Here is a 15,642-nt window from a genome sequence, read left to right as displayed (position 1 = left end):
TGATCGTCCCCCTAGCCCTTCCTGTCGTAAAGATCGCGAATTCCGTCACCTATTAAATTGAAACCAAGAACCATGATTGTAATGACCATACCTGTAATCAAGACATACCAAGGAGCATTTATCATAAAAGGTTGTGCCTCATTCAGCATTCTGCCCCAGCTTGGATTCGGAGGTTGTACTCCAAGTCCCAAATAGCTTAATCCTGCTTCCGCTAGAATCGATCCCGAGAATCTTAGTGAAGTCGCAACAACGAGAGATGACACCATATTCGGCAGGATATGATAAAAGATAATACGCAGTGCTCCTGCCCCTTTAGCTATAGATGCTTTGACAAAATCAAATTCCTTGTACTGGATAAAGCCGCTACGGGCAATCCGCGAAAATGAAGGGATACTCATAATCCCCAATGCGATAATGGTATTATTAAGCCCGGGGCCAAATACGGATACTAGCATAATCGCCAGCAGTATACCTGGAAATGCTAGCATGGCATCGATGATGCGCATAATAATTTCGTCCAACCAACCGCCAAAATACCCCGCAATCGCACCAATCAATACCCCAAACACTAATCCAATGGCCACGGAACTAAAACCGATAAGAAATGCGGTTTGCGCCCCATTCATGATTCGACTGAAGATATCCCGACCGAAGTTATCGGTCCCGAATAAATGAGTTAGCTGCGGACCCGCCAAACGCATGCTAGGATTCATCTCGTTAGGTCCATAAGGCGTATAGAACAAACTGATAAGCATCAGCATCAGCAATGCTCCAATTAGAGAACTTCCTATCACCAACGGCTTACTTTTGAATAATTGCTTAAAGTTCATATCTTCACCTTTTCAATCGAATACGAGGATCGATGACCTTATAGAGAATATCGATGATAAAGTTAATACTGACGACAATAATTGCAATGTATAGCACCATCGTTTGTACCAGTGGTAAGTCCCTTGTACCTATTGAGGTAACGAGCAAACTCCCGATTCCAGGGAGTGCAAACACGTTTTCAACCACGATACTGCCTCCCAGTGTATCCGCAATTAATAAACCTACAATTGTAATAACCGGAATAAGTGCATTACGTAAAATATGACGATACATGATTCCCTGCTCATGTTGACCCTTACTTCTTGCAGTCCGTACATAGTCCATACGAGATTGATCTAGCAGCGTATTTCTTAAATAGCGAATCACTACGGCAATCCCCGGAATAGCCAGGGCAAGCGAAGGTAAGAACAGCGATTTGATCGCTCCAATCGGATCTTCACTCCAAGGCGTATATCCGTAGGTCGGAAATAGTTTGAGTGTTACGGAAAATAGTAAAATAAGAATAAAAGCTAACCAAAATGAGGGTATAGACACACCAAGCTGAGTAAAAAGTGATAAGAGAAGTGCCGACAATTTACCGTCTTTTCTTGCAATATAGATCCCTAGGGGAAGCCCTACGAGCAGGGTCAACCCCAGGGAAAACAAAGCTAGCGATAGCGTAACCGGAAGGCGCTCCACTAACATGTCGGCTACCGGTCTGTGATAACGAATGGAAGTCCCGAAATCACCCGATAGCGTATCCTTAATCCACGTTAGATAACGTTCTCCCGCTGATCGATCAAGTCCCATAGTTTCACGCAGGGCGGCAATCTGCTGAGGGTCTGCATCCACACCTAGAATGATTTGAGCAGGATCCCCCGGCAAGATTTGAAATACTAGAAAGGTAATAACTGAAACAAGTATCAGTGTCGAAACAAATGCAACCAGCTTTCGAATATAAAATCTCAAGGATCATTTCCCCTACTTTATTATTCTGTGTAGTACATCTCGGCAAAATTGTATTTTTGCACCGGGTACATTTTGAAGCCCTGCAAATTGCCCTTCATCGCTACGGTTCGGCTAGGGTCCATGATATAGACAGCCACTGCCTGTTCAGTTAATACGGTCTGAGCTTGCTTATATAAATCAACTCTTTTGACCTCATCGATTTCTGTCTTTCCTTGATTGACTAACTTATCAAAGTCACTATTACTAAATTTAAAGAAGTTCTTAGCATAGTTTGTTTCATATCTTCCTAATACTTCATGTGGATCAAGCTTGCCCGTTAATCCAACAATCGTAGCTTCGTACTTGGCATTGTTATATACATCCTCTAGCCAGCTACTCCATTCAACTTGCTTAATAGTGACTTTAATACCTACATTCTTCAGCTGATCTGCGATGACTTGGGCCGTATCGACATGAAATTGATAATTTGATGGAACCGTTAGTGTTAAATCAAATCCATTTTCATAGCCTGCTTCCTTTAATAGTTGCTTAGCTTTATCGATACTCGGCGTATAGTAATCTTCTAAGCCATCTTGAAAATACATCTTCATGGCAGGACTCATATTTGAACCTAATTTCGTCCCGTTTCCTTCAGCAACAGTCTGAATAATGACATCCTTATCAATGGCATAGTTAATCGCCTGACGGACCTTCACATCATTTAATGGTTTAACGGAATTATTTAATGCCATGAGTTGCACCATATTTTGTGGCCCAGATACCACTGTATATCCGTCGCCTAATTGAAGTACTCCTTGTGCCGTAATACCTGGAATCATATCGATGTCTCCAGACTGCAAGGCGAGTACGGCTGAATTTGAATCAGGCATAATTTTGAATTCAACTTTATCGAGTACTGGAGCATGCTCTTTATCATAGAAGTTTTCATTTTTCTCTAAGACAAGTTGTTGTCCTGGTTTATATTCAGCAAGCTTATAAGGTCCAGCACCGATCGGTTGTTCACTCTGTTGCTCATAATCCTTGGGTACAATCGCGACGATATTGGCGGCTAGAAAGGCAGCATCCTTATCTTTCAATTGGATAACAACCGTATAATCATCAGGTGTATCTATACTCGCAATTGAAGAAAATTTCGATGATAGCGGCTCTTGGCCATTAAGACCCGATAATTTAGCGTAAGAGTAGTACACATCCTCAGCGGTAAGCTCAGAACCGTCATGGAATACAATGCCTTGTTTCAAGGTAAAGGTATAAGTCAATCCGTCATCTGACACCTGATAGGACGATGCAATGGCTGGAATCAGGTCACTGTTCTCACCCGCTTCAAACAATCCGTCAAATACATTGTCCATCATAGATTGGGTATCCGTCGCAGCGGATAGATAAGGATCAAGATTGTCCGGCTCGGTCGTCATCGCAACACGTACCGCGCCACCCGCCTTAGCCTGGCCAGCCGTATTCTGTGCCTGATCCGTATTGGTTTGACTCTCAGCCGATGCACCATTCGAAGTGTTTGTTGACCCCGTGTTACTACCGCACCCCGAAATGATGATTGCCAGAATAGAAAGCGTTGATATACCAAGAGCAAATTTTTTCCTGAATGTTGTCAAGATTAAGAACCCCTTTCTAAATTAAATAGTCAGTTTCATACCGCAATAAGCTAATTGAATCTGTCTGTCGTAATGGCTAGAGGCTTCAACTACCAGTTGGTTATGGTCTCCATAATGAGGAAGATGCGTTAGTATCAATTGTCCTGTCTGAGCGATAGCAGCAATTTCCCCTGCTTCTCCAGCCGTCAAATGACCATTATTCAGACCCTTTTGGATATTGTAGAAGCTGCTTTCCAGCACTAGTACATCTGAACCTCGTGAAAACTCAACAATGCTCTGGCAATACCCTGTATCACCGGAATAAACAAGACATTTTCCATCCTCGGAATTGACTTTAACCGCACAACTTGGAACATCGTGAACATTTTCAGCAAATGTAATGGTCAATTCCCCGATAGCTACAGTTCGTTGAAGATCAATGGGATGAACATTCACATATTCCGGATAACAAAAATCAAGCTTGGTCAGATCCTGACAATAAACATAGATATCCAGTGGTAAGGCACGCTTTCCTATCTGCATCAGAATCAGGGTGGCAAATTCCAAACTATACATATCTGCAATATGATCTGCGTGCAAATGAGTAATGAATACCGCATCCAAATCCTCAAGCATTACATAATTTTGCAGCCCTGAAAGTACACCACTCCCGCAATCCAACAAAATTTTTCTTCCCTGATGCTCTATTAAATAGCCTGATGTGGCTTCATTTTTCTCGGGGTATGCTCCCCAATGACCGATAACTGTTAACTCCATCGCAATGTCCTTCCCCCTGGATCACTTCGTTCTACTCATCCACTCGAAGCTATCCTGGAACTCCTGAAACATAAGCTCCATCTTTTCAATGTTGTGTTTCACCCGATCTTTTTCCAAATACGAAATTTCGTTGATAATGGCGTTAACTACCGAGAGAGATGCCGTATAGGAATCCAGGAACCCCGTAGATTTGCATTGCGCCAATAGTGTCAGATCAGCTAACTTCGCAAAAGGTGAGAGAATGGAGTCGGTAAGCACGATAACCGTCGCCCCTTGCTCCTTCGCTAATTTGGATACTTTCAATGTTCTAGTACAATATCTTGGGAATCCGCATGCAAACACGACATCATTCTTTTGAATATAAGATGCGTATTCCGCAACCCCTCCTTGAGGGATCAATTCACAGTTCCCTAACATGTATTTCAGAACAAAACTGAAAAAAGAAGTTACGGACAAACCCATTCTCCACCCAGCAACCCATATCCGATCAGCTTGCAGCAGCGACTTGACCACCTGATGAATCTGCGCCTTGTCCACCTGCAGCATCGTTTCACGAATATTCTCAATCTCCTGTGTGAAGTGCTTCTCTAACCACGTTTCCTCTTGCTGACTTGTTGATTGGACAAAATTGTTAACCGCCCGTTGATCCCTAAGGACAAATTGCTGGATATCTTGATGCATTCCAGAAAAGCTTGAGTATGAAAGGGCTTGGGCTAACCGATGAACTGTAGCCTCACTAACACCCGATTTCATCGCGATCTTATGTGCTGATTGCAACGCGACTTCCTGCATATGATTTTGAATATAATGAGCTACTCTTTTTTGCCCTGAACTTAAAGTTTCAAATTGTTCCTGTATCCTATCCTTAATCGTCGCCATCCTGACTGCTCCAAACTATTTAATTTCAAGGGGAACCTGAGAGTGCCCCAAGTAAGAGACCACGTCTTGGATGTTAGGAATTACATGCTGGTAGTCTAGTTCTTCGATACCCTGTTTCTCATAAGGATTAATCAGCAGACAGTTCATACCAACCTTCTGACAACCCCTAACGTCATCGTAATAATTGTCACCTATATACAAGGACTGTTCCGCTGTTACCTTGCCTTTAGCGAAAGCCAATTCAAATATCGCCGAATCAGGCTTCTCAATCCCTACTTCCGAAGAGATAATAATTTCATCGAATTCCTCTAAAAGTCCGTTTCGCGCAAGTACTTCACGTGCTGTATGATTCCAGTTAGAAATCAAACCCAGTTTGTAACCCAGTTCTCTTAAATGTTGAAGCGTTGATTTGGTAAAATCGAAAGCTTGCCACTGTACCGGTTGTTCCTTTGCCACAGCCAGCTGAACCCGGATTACCTCCTCAATTGGTAGCGAAAGCTGTAAGAAGTAATTTAAAGTTCCCGTGTACCAGGGCATAAACACCTTGCTGTCCTTGCCCAGAACTCCTTGATACTCCCTCATAAATAATTTATCTGCCCGATGATATGCCATCGTAATTTCATCCAATGTTCTGATGGCGTCAAACCTTTCCAGCGTCTTCTGATAGACCTCTTCCCGATTTGTCTTGACCAAGGTGTAGCCTAGGTCGAACCATAAGTACTGAATCATAGCTGCGTCCACTTCTCCCATTCGTAGGATTTCCTTCATATTTATCAAAATGTTATTTTCCCTTCACATTCATCTTAGATATAAAATATTTGTCGAAAATTAAATTAATTTATGCTTTTCGTAAAGCTCTTAAAATTCAAAATAAATAAAAAAACACTAAATCTACATGAGATTTAATGTTTGAATATGAATATTCAGTGCGAGAAAGCAACCGTGCATAATAATAAAGAAGCTGCCTCCATGTAGAAAGTCTACTTAGAGCACAGCTTCTGTCGTTTTTATCTACTTGCGTTTTCCGTTAGTAGGATCAGACTTTAAAGTCAAATGGATTAGCCCCTGCGGGTAGCAACTCTGTAAACGGGAAGTAAAATTCAGCGAAACCGTTAACGTAAGGTACATACTCATACAACTGGAAGAAGATGACGACGCCATTGTCCTTCAAGTAGTAAGATGGGTTAGGACCAATCGTGGTGAAGTTGCCAAAATAACCTTCGGTTTGCTCAAACTGTTTCTTAATTGAAGGATCCACGATATTCCGATACTGCGGGTTCGCACGAAGCAGTTCATCCAGTGGCACTAGCTTGCCATCACTCAGACGGAAGTTAAACCCTTCCCGGACGCTATTGCCATGTGCTCCTCCGGTGTAGGCATAAGTCTGCTCCAAAATGCTCAGCATGCCATCTCTATTGTAAGTTACGGTGTAGTTGCCCAGATACTCATACTTGCTCCCATTGGGCGAAGGCTGGCTCGCCTTGGCCTCCTTAAGCGCATTTTCCACAAAAGTGTCCGCCTTAGACTTTAGTAACGTATTTATTCGTTTTTCGGCTGCCTTGTTCCGCAAACCGCTAACCTGCGGATACTGTACATTAATTGTTGCCTCAGGAATTGATTTAATAATCGATACAGTGCTCACCTTAATATCGTTCATACGGTGTGGCACTAAATCCAATGTCTTTGTCGCCGCGTTCCACTGAGAAGTATATCCTAGATGGTCGGTCAGCACCTTAACCGAAACATAGGGCTTGCCGCCAATTTCCTTCCACTCATACGGGAAAATTTGCGTACTTCCGTTGACCGTTGCTTTCGCCCCACCTTCTCCAGGTTGAAGTTGCACGGTTACATTTTGTCTTCTAATCGTATAAGCCTTGTTGTTAGCATCATACTTAACCGGGAGCTTTAATCCTTTATGGATTAACTCCAGCGGAACCAGCACCCCTTCTTCACCTTGAATTCCACGCTGCTTCAGTGGCTTGCCTTTTACAGTGACGTTAACTGTCTGGGTCGCACCAGGCTCCTGCTGCTCCGTTCCCACTGTCGGTGAAGCTCCCGCAGGAATAACTAACAAACTTCCTAGCAACAAAACTGCCATCCAGATCGCTAACAATCTATAGATCATCGTAGTCCTCAACTTCATTCTCTTCGTTGTCCCCCTTCAATTGTATACTCCAATTATTTCCCGTCCTTCATAAAATAATGCCTCCTACAACCGGAAGTGGCAATTCGTAAGCATGTACTCATCAATAAAATCCTTACAACATAAACAAAAAACCGACTTTGCCATCCCTTTAAGGACGGCGAAGCCGGTTCTGTTCAGTGATATATTAAATTACTCTCGACCGCTCTTTAGTTCAGTCCAGAAGCGATCATAGACTTGTAGCATCTCGCCTACATCACCTAGCCATTCGGTGCGAGAAAGTTCCTCTTCCGATAGGTTAATCATCTTGTCATTATTGTATTCTTCAGTGTGAAACGGTGTTGCCTTCGTATTAGGGTCACTGTATCCGATGGATTCATAATTTTTCGCGCTGACTTCAGGGTCAAGCATGTAATTAATGAATTTCTCTGCTAGTTCTTTATGTTTCGAACCTTTAGGAATAGCGTAGTTATCTGACCAGATTGTTCCACCCTCTTTAGGGATCACAAAAGCAACATCAGGGTTGTTCTGGGCTATGACTGAAGCATCCCCGGACCATACCGTAGCAATCCAACCCTCTTCTTGAATCATTTTCTGCTTGATGTTATCTGTATCAAAAGCTAATACACTCGGCAGTAAAGTTTTCAAGTCGTCTACAGCCGCAGTAATTTGTGCCTCATCAGTAGTACTGTTCGACAGTCCTGCTTTTTTAAGCGCCATACCAATCATCTCACGGTTATCATCCAGTAAAATGACTTTGCCCTTATACTCAGGATTCCAGAGATCTGCCCAACTACTGATTTCTTCCTTCACATACTTCGTATTGTAAGCAATTCCTGTCACCCCTGACATGTATACAAGAGAGTATTTATTATCAGGGTCAAAAGAAGGATTCTTATACGTGTCTGAGATATTCGTCCAATTCGGAATATTGTCCTTATTCAGCGGCTCCAGAAGATCCTGCTTAATCATCGTTGCCACCATATAATCGGACGGCTGGATCAAATCATAGCCATTACCTCCGGCTTTGATCTTAGCTAGCAAATCTTCGTTGTTGGCAAATACGTCATAATTAATCTTTACATCAAACTGTTTCTCAAATTCCTTGAGAACTTCCTCGTCAAAGTTATCAGCCCAACTGTAAATATTTAGCGTCTCTTTAGACGATCCACAACCAGACAACAACGTAAGCACCATCATTACTGCTAGCATAAGGCCAGCCCATCTCATTTTTTTCAATTCTTTATCTTCCTCTCTTTCCTAAGCGTGTCCCTTTAAAAAGGAAGCACGGATTGTTTTTTCTGCCCTTTACCTCTATTTAACATAAATTGTGCCAAGAAAATCAAGGTTACGCTAACTAATATTAGGATTGTACACAATGCGTTAATTTCCGGGGAAATACCTCTCTTCACCTGGCCATAAATATAAATTGGCAATGTAGTTGAACTAGGTCCACTTACAAAGAAACTGACCATAAAGTCATCTAACGACAAGGTGAACGCGATGAGTGCCCCAGCAATAATCCCAGGGAATATCTGCGGTAGTGTTACATAGCGAAAAGTCTGCCATGCCCCTGCACCTAAATCACTCGCTGCCTCTTCCAACTGATTGCCCATTCCGATCAACCGAGTGGTGATAACAACGTGCACGTATGACATGCTAAATGTTATATGGGCGATGATAATTGTAATTTTGCCAAGTGGCATTTGAAATTGGTTAAACAATACTAACAAAGACAAACCCATTATAATGTCGGGGATAATAATCGGCAGATATAGCAGACCGCCAAATCCCACCTTCATCTTTTTACCCAATTTTCGTATAGCTAACGCAGAGATCGTACCCAGTACTGTAGAGACTAAGGTCGAAACAACAGCAATGATCAAACTATTGCTAAGCGCCTCCATCACATGTCGATTGCCGAACAAAGAGATATACCAATCGAATGTGAACCCGCTCCAATCAGCAGCAAGCCGAGAACTATTAAAAGAATAGGCGATAATAAAAGCAATCGGTACATAAATGAACACCATCATGATTAAGGAATGAATTCCAAGAAGTGGGTGATTTTTACTCTTCATTACCGCCCCTCCTTTGTTTTCATATGTTTAGATGTCAAAGCCCGATTAAATAAGGCAATCATAATAAGCGACGTAATGACGAAAATCACAGAAAGCGCGGACCCAAACGGCCAGTTCCTCGCTCCTAGAAATTGACTTTGAATAATGTTACTAATCATGGAGGACTTGGATCCGCCCAAAATATCAGTAACAACAAACATACCTGTAGTTGATACATACACCAGTACCGAACCCGTCATAATACCTGACTTGGTTTGGGGGAGTGTAATATGCCAGAACGATTTCCATCTTGACGCTCCAAGGTCGCTTGCTGCCTCGAGCAACTTCTTATCCATCTGATCCAGTGCCACATAAAGAGGCAACACCATAAATGGGATAAAAGTATAGACCATTCCGAGTAGAACTGCGCCCTTCGTATACAACATCTGCAGCGGCTCTTGGATTAGACCAAAGTCGAGTAATACATTGTTCACGACTCCTTGTGTACGTAACAATAGCACCCAAGCATAAGTGCGGATCAGGAAATTGATCCAGAAAGGAATCGTAATCAACACGAGTCCCCATGTTTGCATTTTGGGTCCAGCATTTGCAATGTAATAAGCCAGCGGATAACTGAGTAGAAGACATAGACCCGTCGTTAACACTGACAATACGATAGTATCCCAATAAATACCCAGATACAACGGATCAAAGAACCTGGAATATGATTCCAGATTGAAATCTAACACCACATTGCCGAGGTCGTCACGCCCCATGAAGGAGATTCCCACTACGATTAACATAGGAACGACCAGAAACAGGCACAGCCATAAGATTACCGGCAATACACTCAGGTTCGATTTCTTCATGATCCGATAATCACCTCGTCTTCCGACTTCCAATCCACCCCAACTCTTTCTCCAACTTCCCATGGGCGATTGTCATTGAAGTCAAATAGTATCGAGACCGTCATCGGCTCATTATCGAGTTGTACGACTAACTTATGGACACTTCCTAGGTAATGCACGTCAAGCACTTCACCGGTGCGTTTAGCACCCTCAACATCACGTAGTGCCCGCAGCTTCTCTGGACGAATCGCAAACATCTTACCGTCACGAGAGAAAATATTATTCTCCCCTACAAATGTAGCTGAGAACAGCGTAGTTGGATTTGCGTAGATCTGGCGTGGTGTGCCGATCTGCTCCACTTGTCCGCTATTCATAATTACGATCCGGTCGGATAGCATCATCGCTTCCTCTTGATCATGCGTAACATATACAAAAGTAATACCTAGACTCCGCTGTAATTGCTTCAACTCGGATTGTAAGTTCTTCCGTAATTGCAGATCTAACGCACCAAGCGGCTCATCTAACAGTAAAACCTTAGGTTTATTCGCAATTGCACGAGCAATTGCCACACGTTGTTGTTGTCCACCGGACAATTGGTGTGGGTAACGTTTCGTAAGTGAATTTAACTGTGTCATCGTGACAGCTTCCTGAATACGCTCCTGTTGTTCCTTCACGGGCATCTTCTTCATCTTTAGTCCGAAGGCAATATTATCTTCAACCGTCATATGCGGAAATAAGGCATAATGTTGAAAGACCAAGTTCAGATCCCGACGATTCGGAGGTAGGTCTGTCAAATCTGTACCATCTAGTAGGATTTTTCCATCTGTCGGTTGCTCAAATCCCGCAATCATACGAAGAATCGTAGTCTTGCCGCAGCCGCTTGGACCCAGTAAGGTTAGGAATTCCCCTTCCTTTATGGTAAGTGATAGTGGATGCACAACGACTTGTCCCGCAAATCGCTTCTCAACCTGGACGAGTTCAATCATGTATGCCCCAACTCCTTTGAATGTATTTGATGTGTGTTTTAAAGTATTTATATGAACATCCATACTATGATCTATTTTAAGAAAAAAAAACCATATCCATTGGTATGGCTTTTGCATGTCGTAGGTTTCATTTTTTGCATATTTACTATACCTTGTTTCGGCACGGGTTACAACACTTTTCTAGGTACTTCGACATGAATAGGGAGGTATTTGGACATGATGTGAAATAAAAAACAGAACACTCTCCCATTTTATTCAAATGAGGGTTCTTATTATACATTTTATTCCCCAATTAATCGATTGCGGCCGGAAGCAATACCCGAAATGAGTAAGAAACAGGTTATAACCAGTAATACGATCAGCGGTACATTCCATCCATTACTCAAATCGTGCAAATAACCGAATAATGTAGGACCTAGTGCGGCTAATAGATAACCTACAGATTGGGACATACCCGATAACTCTGCGGCATCACGCGCATTAGAAGTTCGCAGTCCGAATAATGTCATCGCTAGGCTGAATGAACAACCTGCACCGATCCCGATTAAAATCGCCCAAAGAAGAACTAAATGATTTCCCGAAAGCAGCCCAACAATACCAGTAAAAAAGAAAAGCCACGTCACGATCATTAGAGAAACTTGATTTTTCATGCGTGCAGCCACAATAGGCATAATAAAAGTAATAGGAAGTAAAGCGAGTTGCATCAAGGAAAGTATCCAGCCGGAGGAATCCGCGCTTATCCCTTGAGTTTTCAAAATATCCGGAAGCCAAGCAATAACCACATAGAAAATCATTGATTGCAGTCCCATAAATACAGTCACTTGCCAAGCAAGCGGAGACTTCCATAAATTCGTTTGTTTTTCGTTCGAGGTCATGATCTTCGCTTTTTGTTGCTGACCCCTTAGTTGGGGAATCCAAAAGAGAAGGGTTACAAATGCTAAGATCCCCCATATCCCCAAAGAACCCTTCCAACCTAATCCCATTTGGTTAGCAAACGGTACACTGATCCCAGATGCAATAGCACCACTAAGATTCATCGCAACCGAATAAACGCCAATCATTATGCCAATTTTCAAGGGATACTTTGCTTTGATCAGACTAGGCATTAATACATTGCAAATAGATATCGCTAACCCCAAAATAAATGTCCCGAGCAATAATGATCCAATATTCCATGCCGAACGAATCACAATACCTATAATCAACAACACTAACGCTCCAAACAAAACAGGAGACATTCCAAACCGGCGTGCTAATTTGGGGACCAGCGGTGAGAGTAATGCGAATGCGATTAGCGGAATCGTCGTAATCAATCCAGCTAATGTATTCGATATACTTAAGTCAGCCCGAATCGTCTCAATCAGAGGGCCTACTGAAGTCAAAGGGGCTCGTAAATTCGCTGCAATTAAAATAACCCCAATGAGCAGTAGCCATCCTGTAGAAGTTGAAGTTGCTCCTCCTTTAGGCGCAAGCTTATTATATATAGAATTCATTAAACTTCCTCCATCTCAGTTGCTCTTTTCAGCTCATCTATAAAAAACTGTACAACCCTTACTGCCGTATCAGCATCTTGTGCGACTATGGCATCTACTAGCTCATCATGCTGTTTCGGTGGGAGGTTGCCCGCAAATTGCTTCTTTAAAATAGCAGTAATCGAATCCTGCATGGCATCCGTTATATGCTCATATAAGTCAATTAGCATTTGGTTTCTGGTTGATTCAACAATGGTCTGATGCAGCTTAATGTCTGCAGCTACATATCGCTTTAAGTCTCCATTTACGCTAGAAGAATTGCACTCCTGTTGATAAAAGCGAATTCTCTCTACATCCTCTTCCGTCCGCCGTTCAGCAGATAACTTCGCAGCCTCTCGCTCCAGAGCACCCCGAACCTCAAGCGTATCCAACAAGCTTGATTTGCGGGCACGTCGTTGAATAGCCACCCCAAGTGTGCTGTTAGAAGATACATAAGTACCGTCTCCCTGCTTCGTCACTAACACTCCGGCATGACATAACGCCCGTATCCCTTCACGTAATGTATTACGGCTAACTTGCAAATCATTGACTAAATCCGGCTCAGGCGGAATTTTTGCTCCTACCATCCAAGAGCCCGATTCAATCAAAGATTCAATTTGTATGATGACTTGATCAACAAGGCTAAGACGCGTCGTTTTTTGTAACAAGATTTAAACCTCCAAACATAGGATGATTGGTGAGATAGTTATCTTATCATAGTTTATTTAGTTTGGAAACCGTAAGGTATTGGAAGATCTCGCAACATATGCATACAAAAAGACCAAGATCACCGCCATTAAACATGTTAGCGATGTCTCAGTCTCACTTTTGTGCCTATAAGTAGGCTACTTCATTTCATAAGTTACACTTAAAGTCGTATTTACTTTGATTTCGCCTGCCTCAATCTGAGTGCTTGCACCCGCGGTATCCATTGCCATCTCTTTCATCACATAATTCTGATTGTATACCGCCGGTCCACTACTCGATTGAGTCACAGTCAGTACGATACCCACTTGGCGATTTGCAGCCTTGGCAATAGCAGATGCTTTCATATTGGCATTAGCCATCGCTTTCTGAATCACTTGCTCTTCAAACTGATCTGGATTCTCCGTAGCAAACTGTATGTTATTAATCACATTGGCCCCTGCAGTCGATGCGGCGTCAAGCAATTGCCCAATTTTATCGAGATCACGGTAAGAAACTTGAAGTGTATGCTGGGCAGTGTAACCCTTCACCTTCTGTCCTTCCTTTTCGGTATATGTGTAATTTGGCTGCACATAGAATTGTCCTGTTTGAATGTCCTTCGCATTGATTTTCCATGTATCTTTAAGCAATGTGTTCAGCTTAGCGATTTTAGCCGCATTGGCACTTTGTGCTTCCTTTGCAGTTGCAGCTTCTGTCTGTACACCAATGGATAGGTAGGCAATATCAGGTTTAACAGATATCTCTCCGCTTCCTACAACATTAATTACATTCTTCTGTACCTCATCGGCATACACTGCATTGGACAAATTAGACGACCCCATTAGTACTGTTCCTCCAACAAGCATAGTACCTGCAATTAGAACTGCGCCAACAGGCTTTAGCCAGGTTTTCATTGGTCATACCCTCCATTTATTGATAAGTTTAACTTCTAAACGAAAACGCTGGACAAATGTTGCAACACTGGTTCTAAAATTTTAAATAAATTAAAAAGGAATAGCTCCAGTTGATAAATCAACCGGTACTATCCCCTTATAATACCTGCAAAGAGAACGATTATTGGTTCTCCAATTCCTCTTTGCTGACTAAACTTATTAAAGCGTTTGCAGCCTGTTCCGCATCCGCGCCTTCTGCACTGATATAAATTTCAGTTCCAGTGCTAATAGCAAGGCTCATAATTCCCATGATGCTCTTGGCATTAACTTTTTTATCATCTTTCTCAACGAAAATCTCAGATGAGTATTTATTCGCTTCTTGTACGAAAAGCGCCGCCGGCCGGGCGTGAAGTCCCGTCTTTAAACGAACGGTTACCGGGTTTTTAACCATGAAACCTTACCCCCTATTACTAATTCAATGAAATCAAAATTCACATCATAGACACTATTATTTATATCAGTATAACATACACAGACAGTAACACACTAGCAAAAGAGATTAGACGCCGCGAATTTTTTCCGCAAGCTCATCTATTTTGCGTAGTCGGTGATTGACTCCTGACTTACTAACCGTTCCCTTCAGTAGCTCGCCGACTTCCTTGAGATTCATATCAGGATTCGCCAGCCGCACCTCAGCTACCTCTCTGAGTTTATCGGGTAAATTTTGCAGACCCATTTGTTGCTGAAGTAACTTGATGTTGTCAATCTGCCGAACCGCTGCACCGATGGTCTTATTCAGGTTAGCTGTCTCACAGTTAACAATTCGATTCACGGAGTTGCGCATATCACGCATGATTCGTACATCCTCAAACTTAAACAATGCTTGATGGGCTCCGATAATGCTCAGCAACTCAATGATCTTCTCGCCTTCCTTGATATAGAAAATAAAGCCCTTCTTACGCTCAATACAACGAGCATTCAGATGAAATTCATTAGCTAGATCAACTAGAGCCTTACAGTGTTCTTCATACATCGAGGCGATCTCTAAATGATAAGAAGAACCCTCTGGATTATTAACAGACCCCCCCGCCATAAACGCACCCCGAAGATATGCCCGCTTACAACAGTTTCTCCGGGTCATCTCGCTATTAATCCCAGATGTAAAAATAAATCCTTCCGATACGATGTCCAGTTGTTTAAGGATCTCCTGAACACGAACCGGAATCCGCACAATATATACATTATTCTTCTTCAAGCGCATCTTCTTACGGACTAGTAGTTCGGTATGAACCTGAAAATGTTTCTTGAGTAACGAATATATTCGCCTTGCAATCGCGGCATTTTCCGTAGAGATGTCCAAGATAACCTTCTTGTTCGACACTTGAACCGAACCGTTCATCCGAATGAGTGCGGACAACTCGGCTTGCTCACAGCAAGGCTCAGCTTCGACCATGGTTAATTCTTTTTTGGTTTGCGCCGCAAATGACAAGGAA

Annotated in this window: 16 protein-coding genes; all 16 read right to left on the bottom strand. The window is 42.5% G+C overall.

Annotated features, from left to right (window positions below; translation table 11 throughout):
• Window positions 1-11: 11 nt before the first annotated feature.
• Window positions 12-830: an ABC transporter permease gene (locus EJP82_RS16690; protein ID WP_127193213.1), complete on the bottom strand. Its 819-nt coding sequence runs from the start codon at window positions 828-830 to the stop codon at window positions 12-14.
• Window positions 831-834: 4 nt separating this feature from the next.
• Window positions 835-1,779 carry an ABC transporter permease gene (locus EJP82_RS16685; protein WP_127193212.1) on the bottom strand — a complete coding sequence of 315 codons (945 nt, stop codon included), beginning with the start codon at window positions 1,777-1,779 and terminating at the stop codon, window positions 835-837.
• A gap of 20 nt (window positions 1,780-1,799) precedes the next feature.
• On the bottom strand, window positions 1,800-3,389 hold the full coding sequence (locus tag EJP82_RS16680) for an ABC transporter substrate-binding protein (protein ID WP_127193211.1): 1,590 nt from the start codon (window positions 3,387-3,389) through the stop codon (window positions 1,800-1,802).
• 21 nt (window positions 3,390-3,410) lie between these two features.
• Window positions 3,411-4,145 carry an MBL fold metallo-hydrolase gene (locus EJP82_RS16675; RefSeq protein ID WP_127193210.1) on the bottom strand — a complete coding sequence of 245 codons (735 nt, stop codon included), beginning with the start codon at window positions 4,143-4,145 and terminating at the stop codon, window positions 3,411-3,413.
• A gap of 21 nt (window positions 4,146-4,166) precedes the next feature.
• Entirely contained in the window at window positions 4,167-5,024 is an 858-nt protein-coding gene (locus tag EJP82_RS16670) for a MurR/RpiR family transcriptional regulator (RefSeq protein ID WP_127193209.1), read from the bottom strand.
• Between the two features lie 15 nt (window positions 5,025-5,039).
• Window positions 5,040-5,774, bottom strand: a complete 735-nt coding sequence (locus EJP82_RS16665) for an HAD family hydrolase (RefSeq protein WP_246054203.1) — start codon at window positions 5,772-5,774, stop codon at window positions 5,040-5,042.
• A 286-nt stretch (window positions 5,775-6,060) separates the two neighbouring features.
• A complete protein-coding gene (locus EJP82_RS16660; protein ID WP_127193208.1) occupies window positions 6,061-7,167 on the bottom strand; it encodes a PdaC/SigV domain-containing protein in 1,107 nt (368 codons plus the stop codon).
• A 192-nt stretch (window positions 7,168-7,359) separates the two neighbouring features.
• Window positions 7,360-8,406, bottom strand: coding sequence for an ABC transporter substrate-binding protein (locus EJP82_RS16655; RefSeq protein ID WP_127193207.1), 1,047 nt, complete (start codon window positions 8,404-8,406; stop codon window positions 7,360-7,362).
• A gap of 35 nt (window positions 8,407-8,441) precedes the next feature.
• Window positions 8,442-9,248, bottom strand: a complete 807-nt coding sequence (locus tag EJP82_RS16650; protein ID WP_127193206.1) for an ABC transporter permease — start codon at window positions 9,246-9,248, stop codon at window positions 8,442-8,444.
• Window positions 9,248-10,096, bottom strand: coding sequence for an ABC transporter permease (locus tag EJP82_RS16645; RefSeq protein ID WP_127193205.1), 849 nt, complete (start codon window positions 10,094-10,096; stop codon window positions 9,248-9,250). Before EJP82_RS16645 ends, EJP82_RS16650 begins: the two co-directional genes overlap by 1 nt.
• Window positions 10,093-11,061, bottom strand: coding sequence for an ABC transporter ATP-binding protein (locus EJP82_RS16640; RefSeq protein WP_127193204.1), 969 nt, complete (start codon window positions 11,059-11,061; stop codon window positions 10,093-10,095). The genes EJP82_RS16645 and EJP82_RS16640 overlap by 4 nt, the downstream gene beginning before the upstream one ends.
• Window positions 11,062-11,342: 281 nt before the next feature.
• Window positions 11,343-12,554 carry a CynX/NimT family MFS transporter gene (locus tag EJP82_RS16635; RefSeq protein WP_127193203.1) on the bottom strand — a complete coding sequence of 404 codons (1,212 nt, stop codon included), beginning with the start codon at window positions 12,552-12,554 and terminating at the stop codon, window positions 11,343-11,345.
• Window positions 12,554-13,243, bottom strand: a complete 690-nt coding sequence (locus EJP82_RS16630) for a FadR/GntR family transcriptional regulator (RefSeq protein ID WP_425464352.1) — start codon at window positions 13,241-13,243, stop codon at window positions 12,554-12,556. Before EJP82_RS16630 ends, EJP82_RS16635 begins: the two co-directional genes overlap by 1 nt.
• Before the next feature lie 174 nt (window positions 13,244-13,417).
• Window positions 13,418-14,170, bottom strand: a complete 753-nt coding sequence (locus EJP82_RS16625; RefSeq protein ID WP_127193201.1) for an SIMPL domain-containing protein — start codon at window positions 14,168-14,170, stop codon at window positions 13,418-13,420.
• A gap of 160 nt (window positions 14,171-14,330) precedes the next feature.
• Window positions 14,331-14,600, bottom strand: a complete 270-nt coding sequence (locus EJP82_RS16620; RefSeq protein ID WP_091235902.1) for an HPr family phosphocarrier protein — start codon at window positions 14,598-14,600, stop codon at window positions 14,331-14,333.
• 108 nt (window positions 14,601-14,708) lie between these two features.
• Window positions 14,709-15,638 carry a DNA-binding protein WhiA gene (whiA, locus tag EJP82_RS16615; RefSeq protein ID WP_127193200.1) on the bottom strand — a complete coding sequence of 310 codons (930 nt, stop codon included), beginning with the start codon at window positions 15,636-15,638 and terminating at the stop codon, window positions 14,709-14,711.
• Between the last annotated feature and the right edge of the window lie 4 nt (window positions 15,639-15,642).

Source organism: Paenibacillus anaericanus, assembly GCF_003994475.1.
GTDB classification, from domain to species: Bacteria; Bacillota; Bacilli; order Paenibacillales; family Paenibacillaceae; genus Fontibacillus; species Fontibacillus anaericanus.
This window is presented reverse-complemented; position numbering and strand designations above follow the sequence as displayed.

Excerpts from the sequence above, each read along its gene's own strand:
- EJP82_RS16690 (WP_127193213.1), bottom strand. The coding sequence starts at position 830 with ATGAACTTTAAGCAATTATTCAAAAGTAAGCCGTTGGTGATAGGAAGT.
- EJP82_RS16675 (WP_127193210.1), bottom strand. The coding sequence starts at position 4,145 with ATGGAGTTAACAGTTATCGGTCATTGGGGAGCATACCCCGAGAAAAAT.
- EJP82_RS16670 (WP_127193209.1), bottom strand. The coding sequence starts at position 5,024 with ATGGCGACGATTAAGGATAGGATACAGGAACAATTTGAAACTTTAAGT.
- EJP82_RS16665 (WP_246054203.1), bottom strand. The coding sequence starts at position 5,774 with ATGGGAGAAGTGGACGCAGCTATGATTCAGTACTTATGGTTCGACCTA.
- EJP82_RS16660 (WP_127193208.1), bottom strand. The coding sequence starts at position 7,167 with ATGAAGTTGAGGACTACGATGATCTATAGATTGTTAGCGATCTGGATG.
- EJP82_RS16650 (WP_127193206.1), bottom strand. The coding sequence starts at position 9,248 with ATGAAGAGTAAAAATCACCCACTTCTTGGAATTCATTCCTTAATCATG.
- EJP82_RS16645 (WP_127193205.1), bottom strand. The coding sequence starts at position 10,096 with ATGAAGAAATCGAACCTGAGTGTATTGCCGGTAATCTTATGGCTGTGC.
- EJP82_RS16640 (WP_127193204.1), bottom strand. The coding sequence starts at position 11,061 with ATGATTGAACTCGTCCAGGTTGAGAAGCGATTTGCGGGACAAGTCGTT.
- EJP82_RS16635 (WP_127193203.1), bottom strand. The coding sequence starts at position 12,554 with ATGAATTCTATATATAATAAGCTTGCGCCTAAAGGAGGAGCAACTTCA.
- EJP82_RS16625 (WP_127193201.1), bottom strand. The coding sequence starts at position 14,170 with ATGAAAACCTGGCTAAAGCCTGTTGGCGCAGTTCTAATTGCAGGTACT.
- EJP82_RS16620 (WP_091235902.1), bottom strand. The coding sequence starts at position 14,600 with ATGGTTAAAAACCCGGTAACCGTTCGTTTAAAGACGGGACTTCACGCC.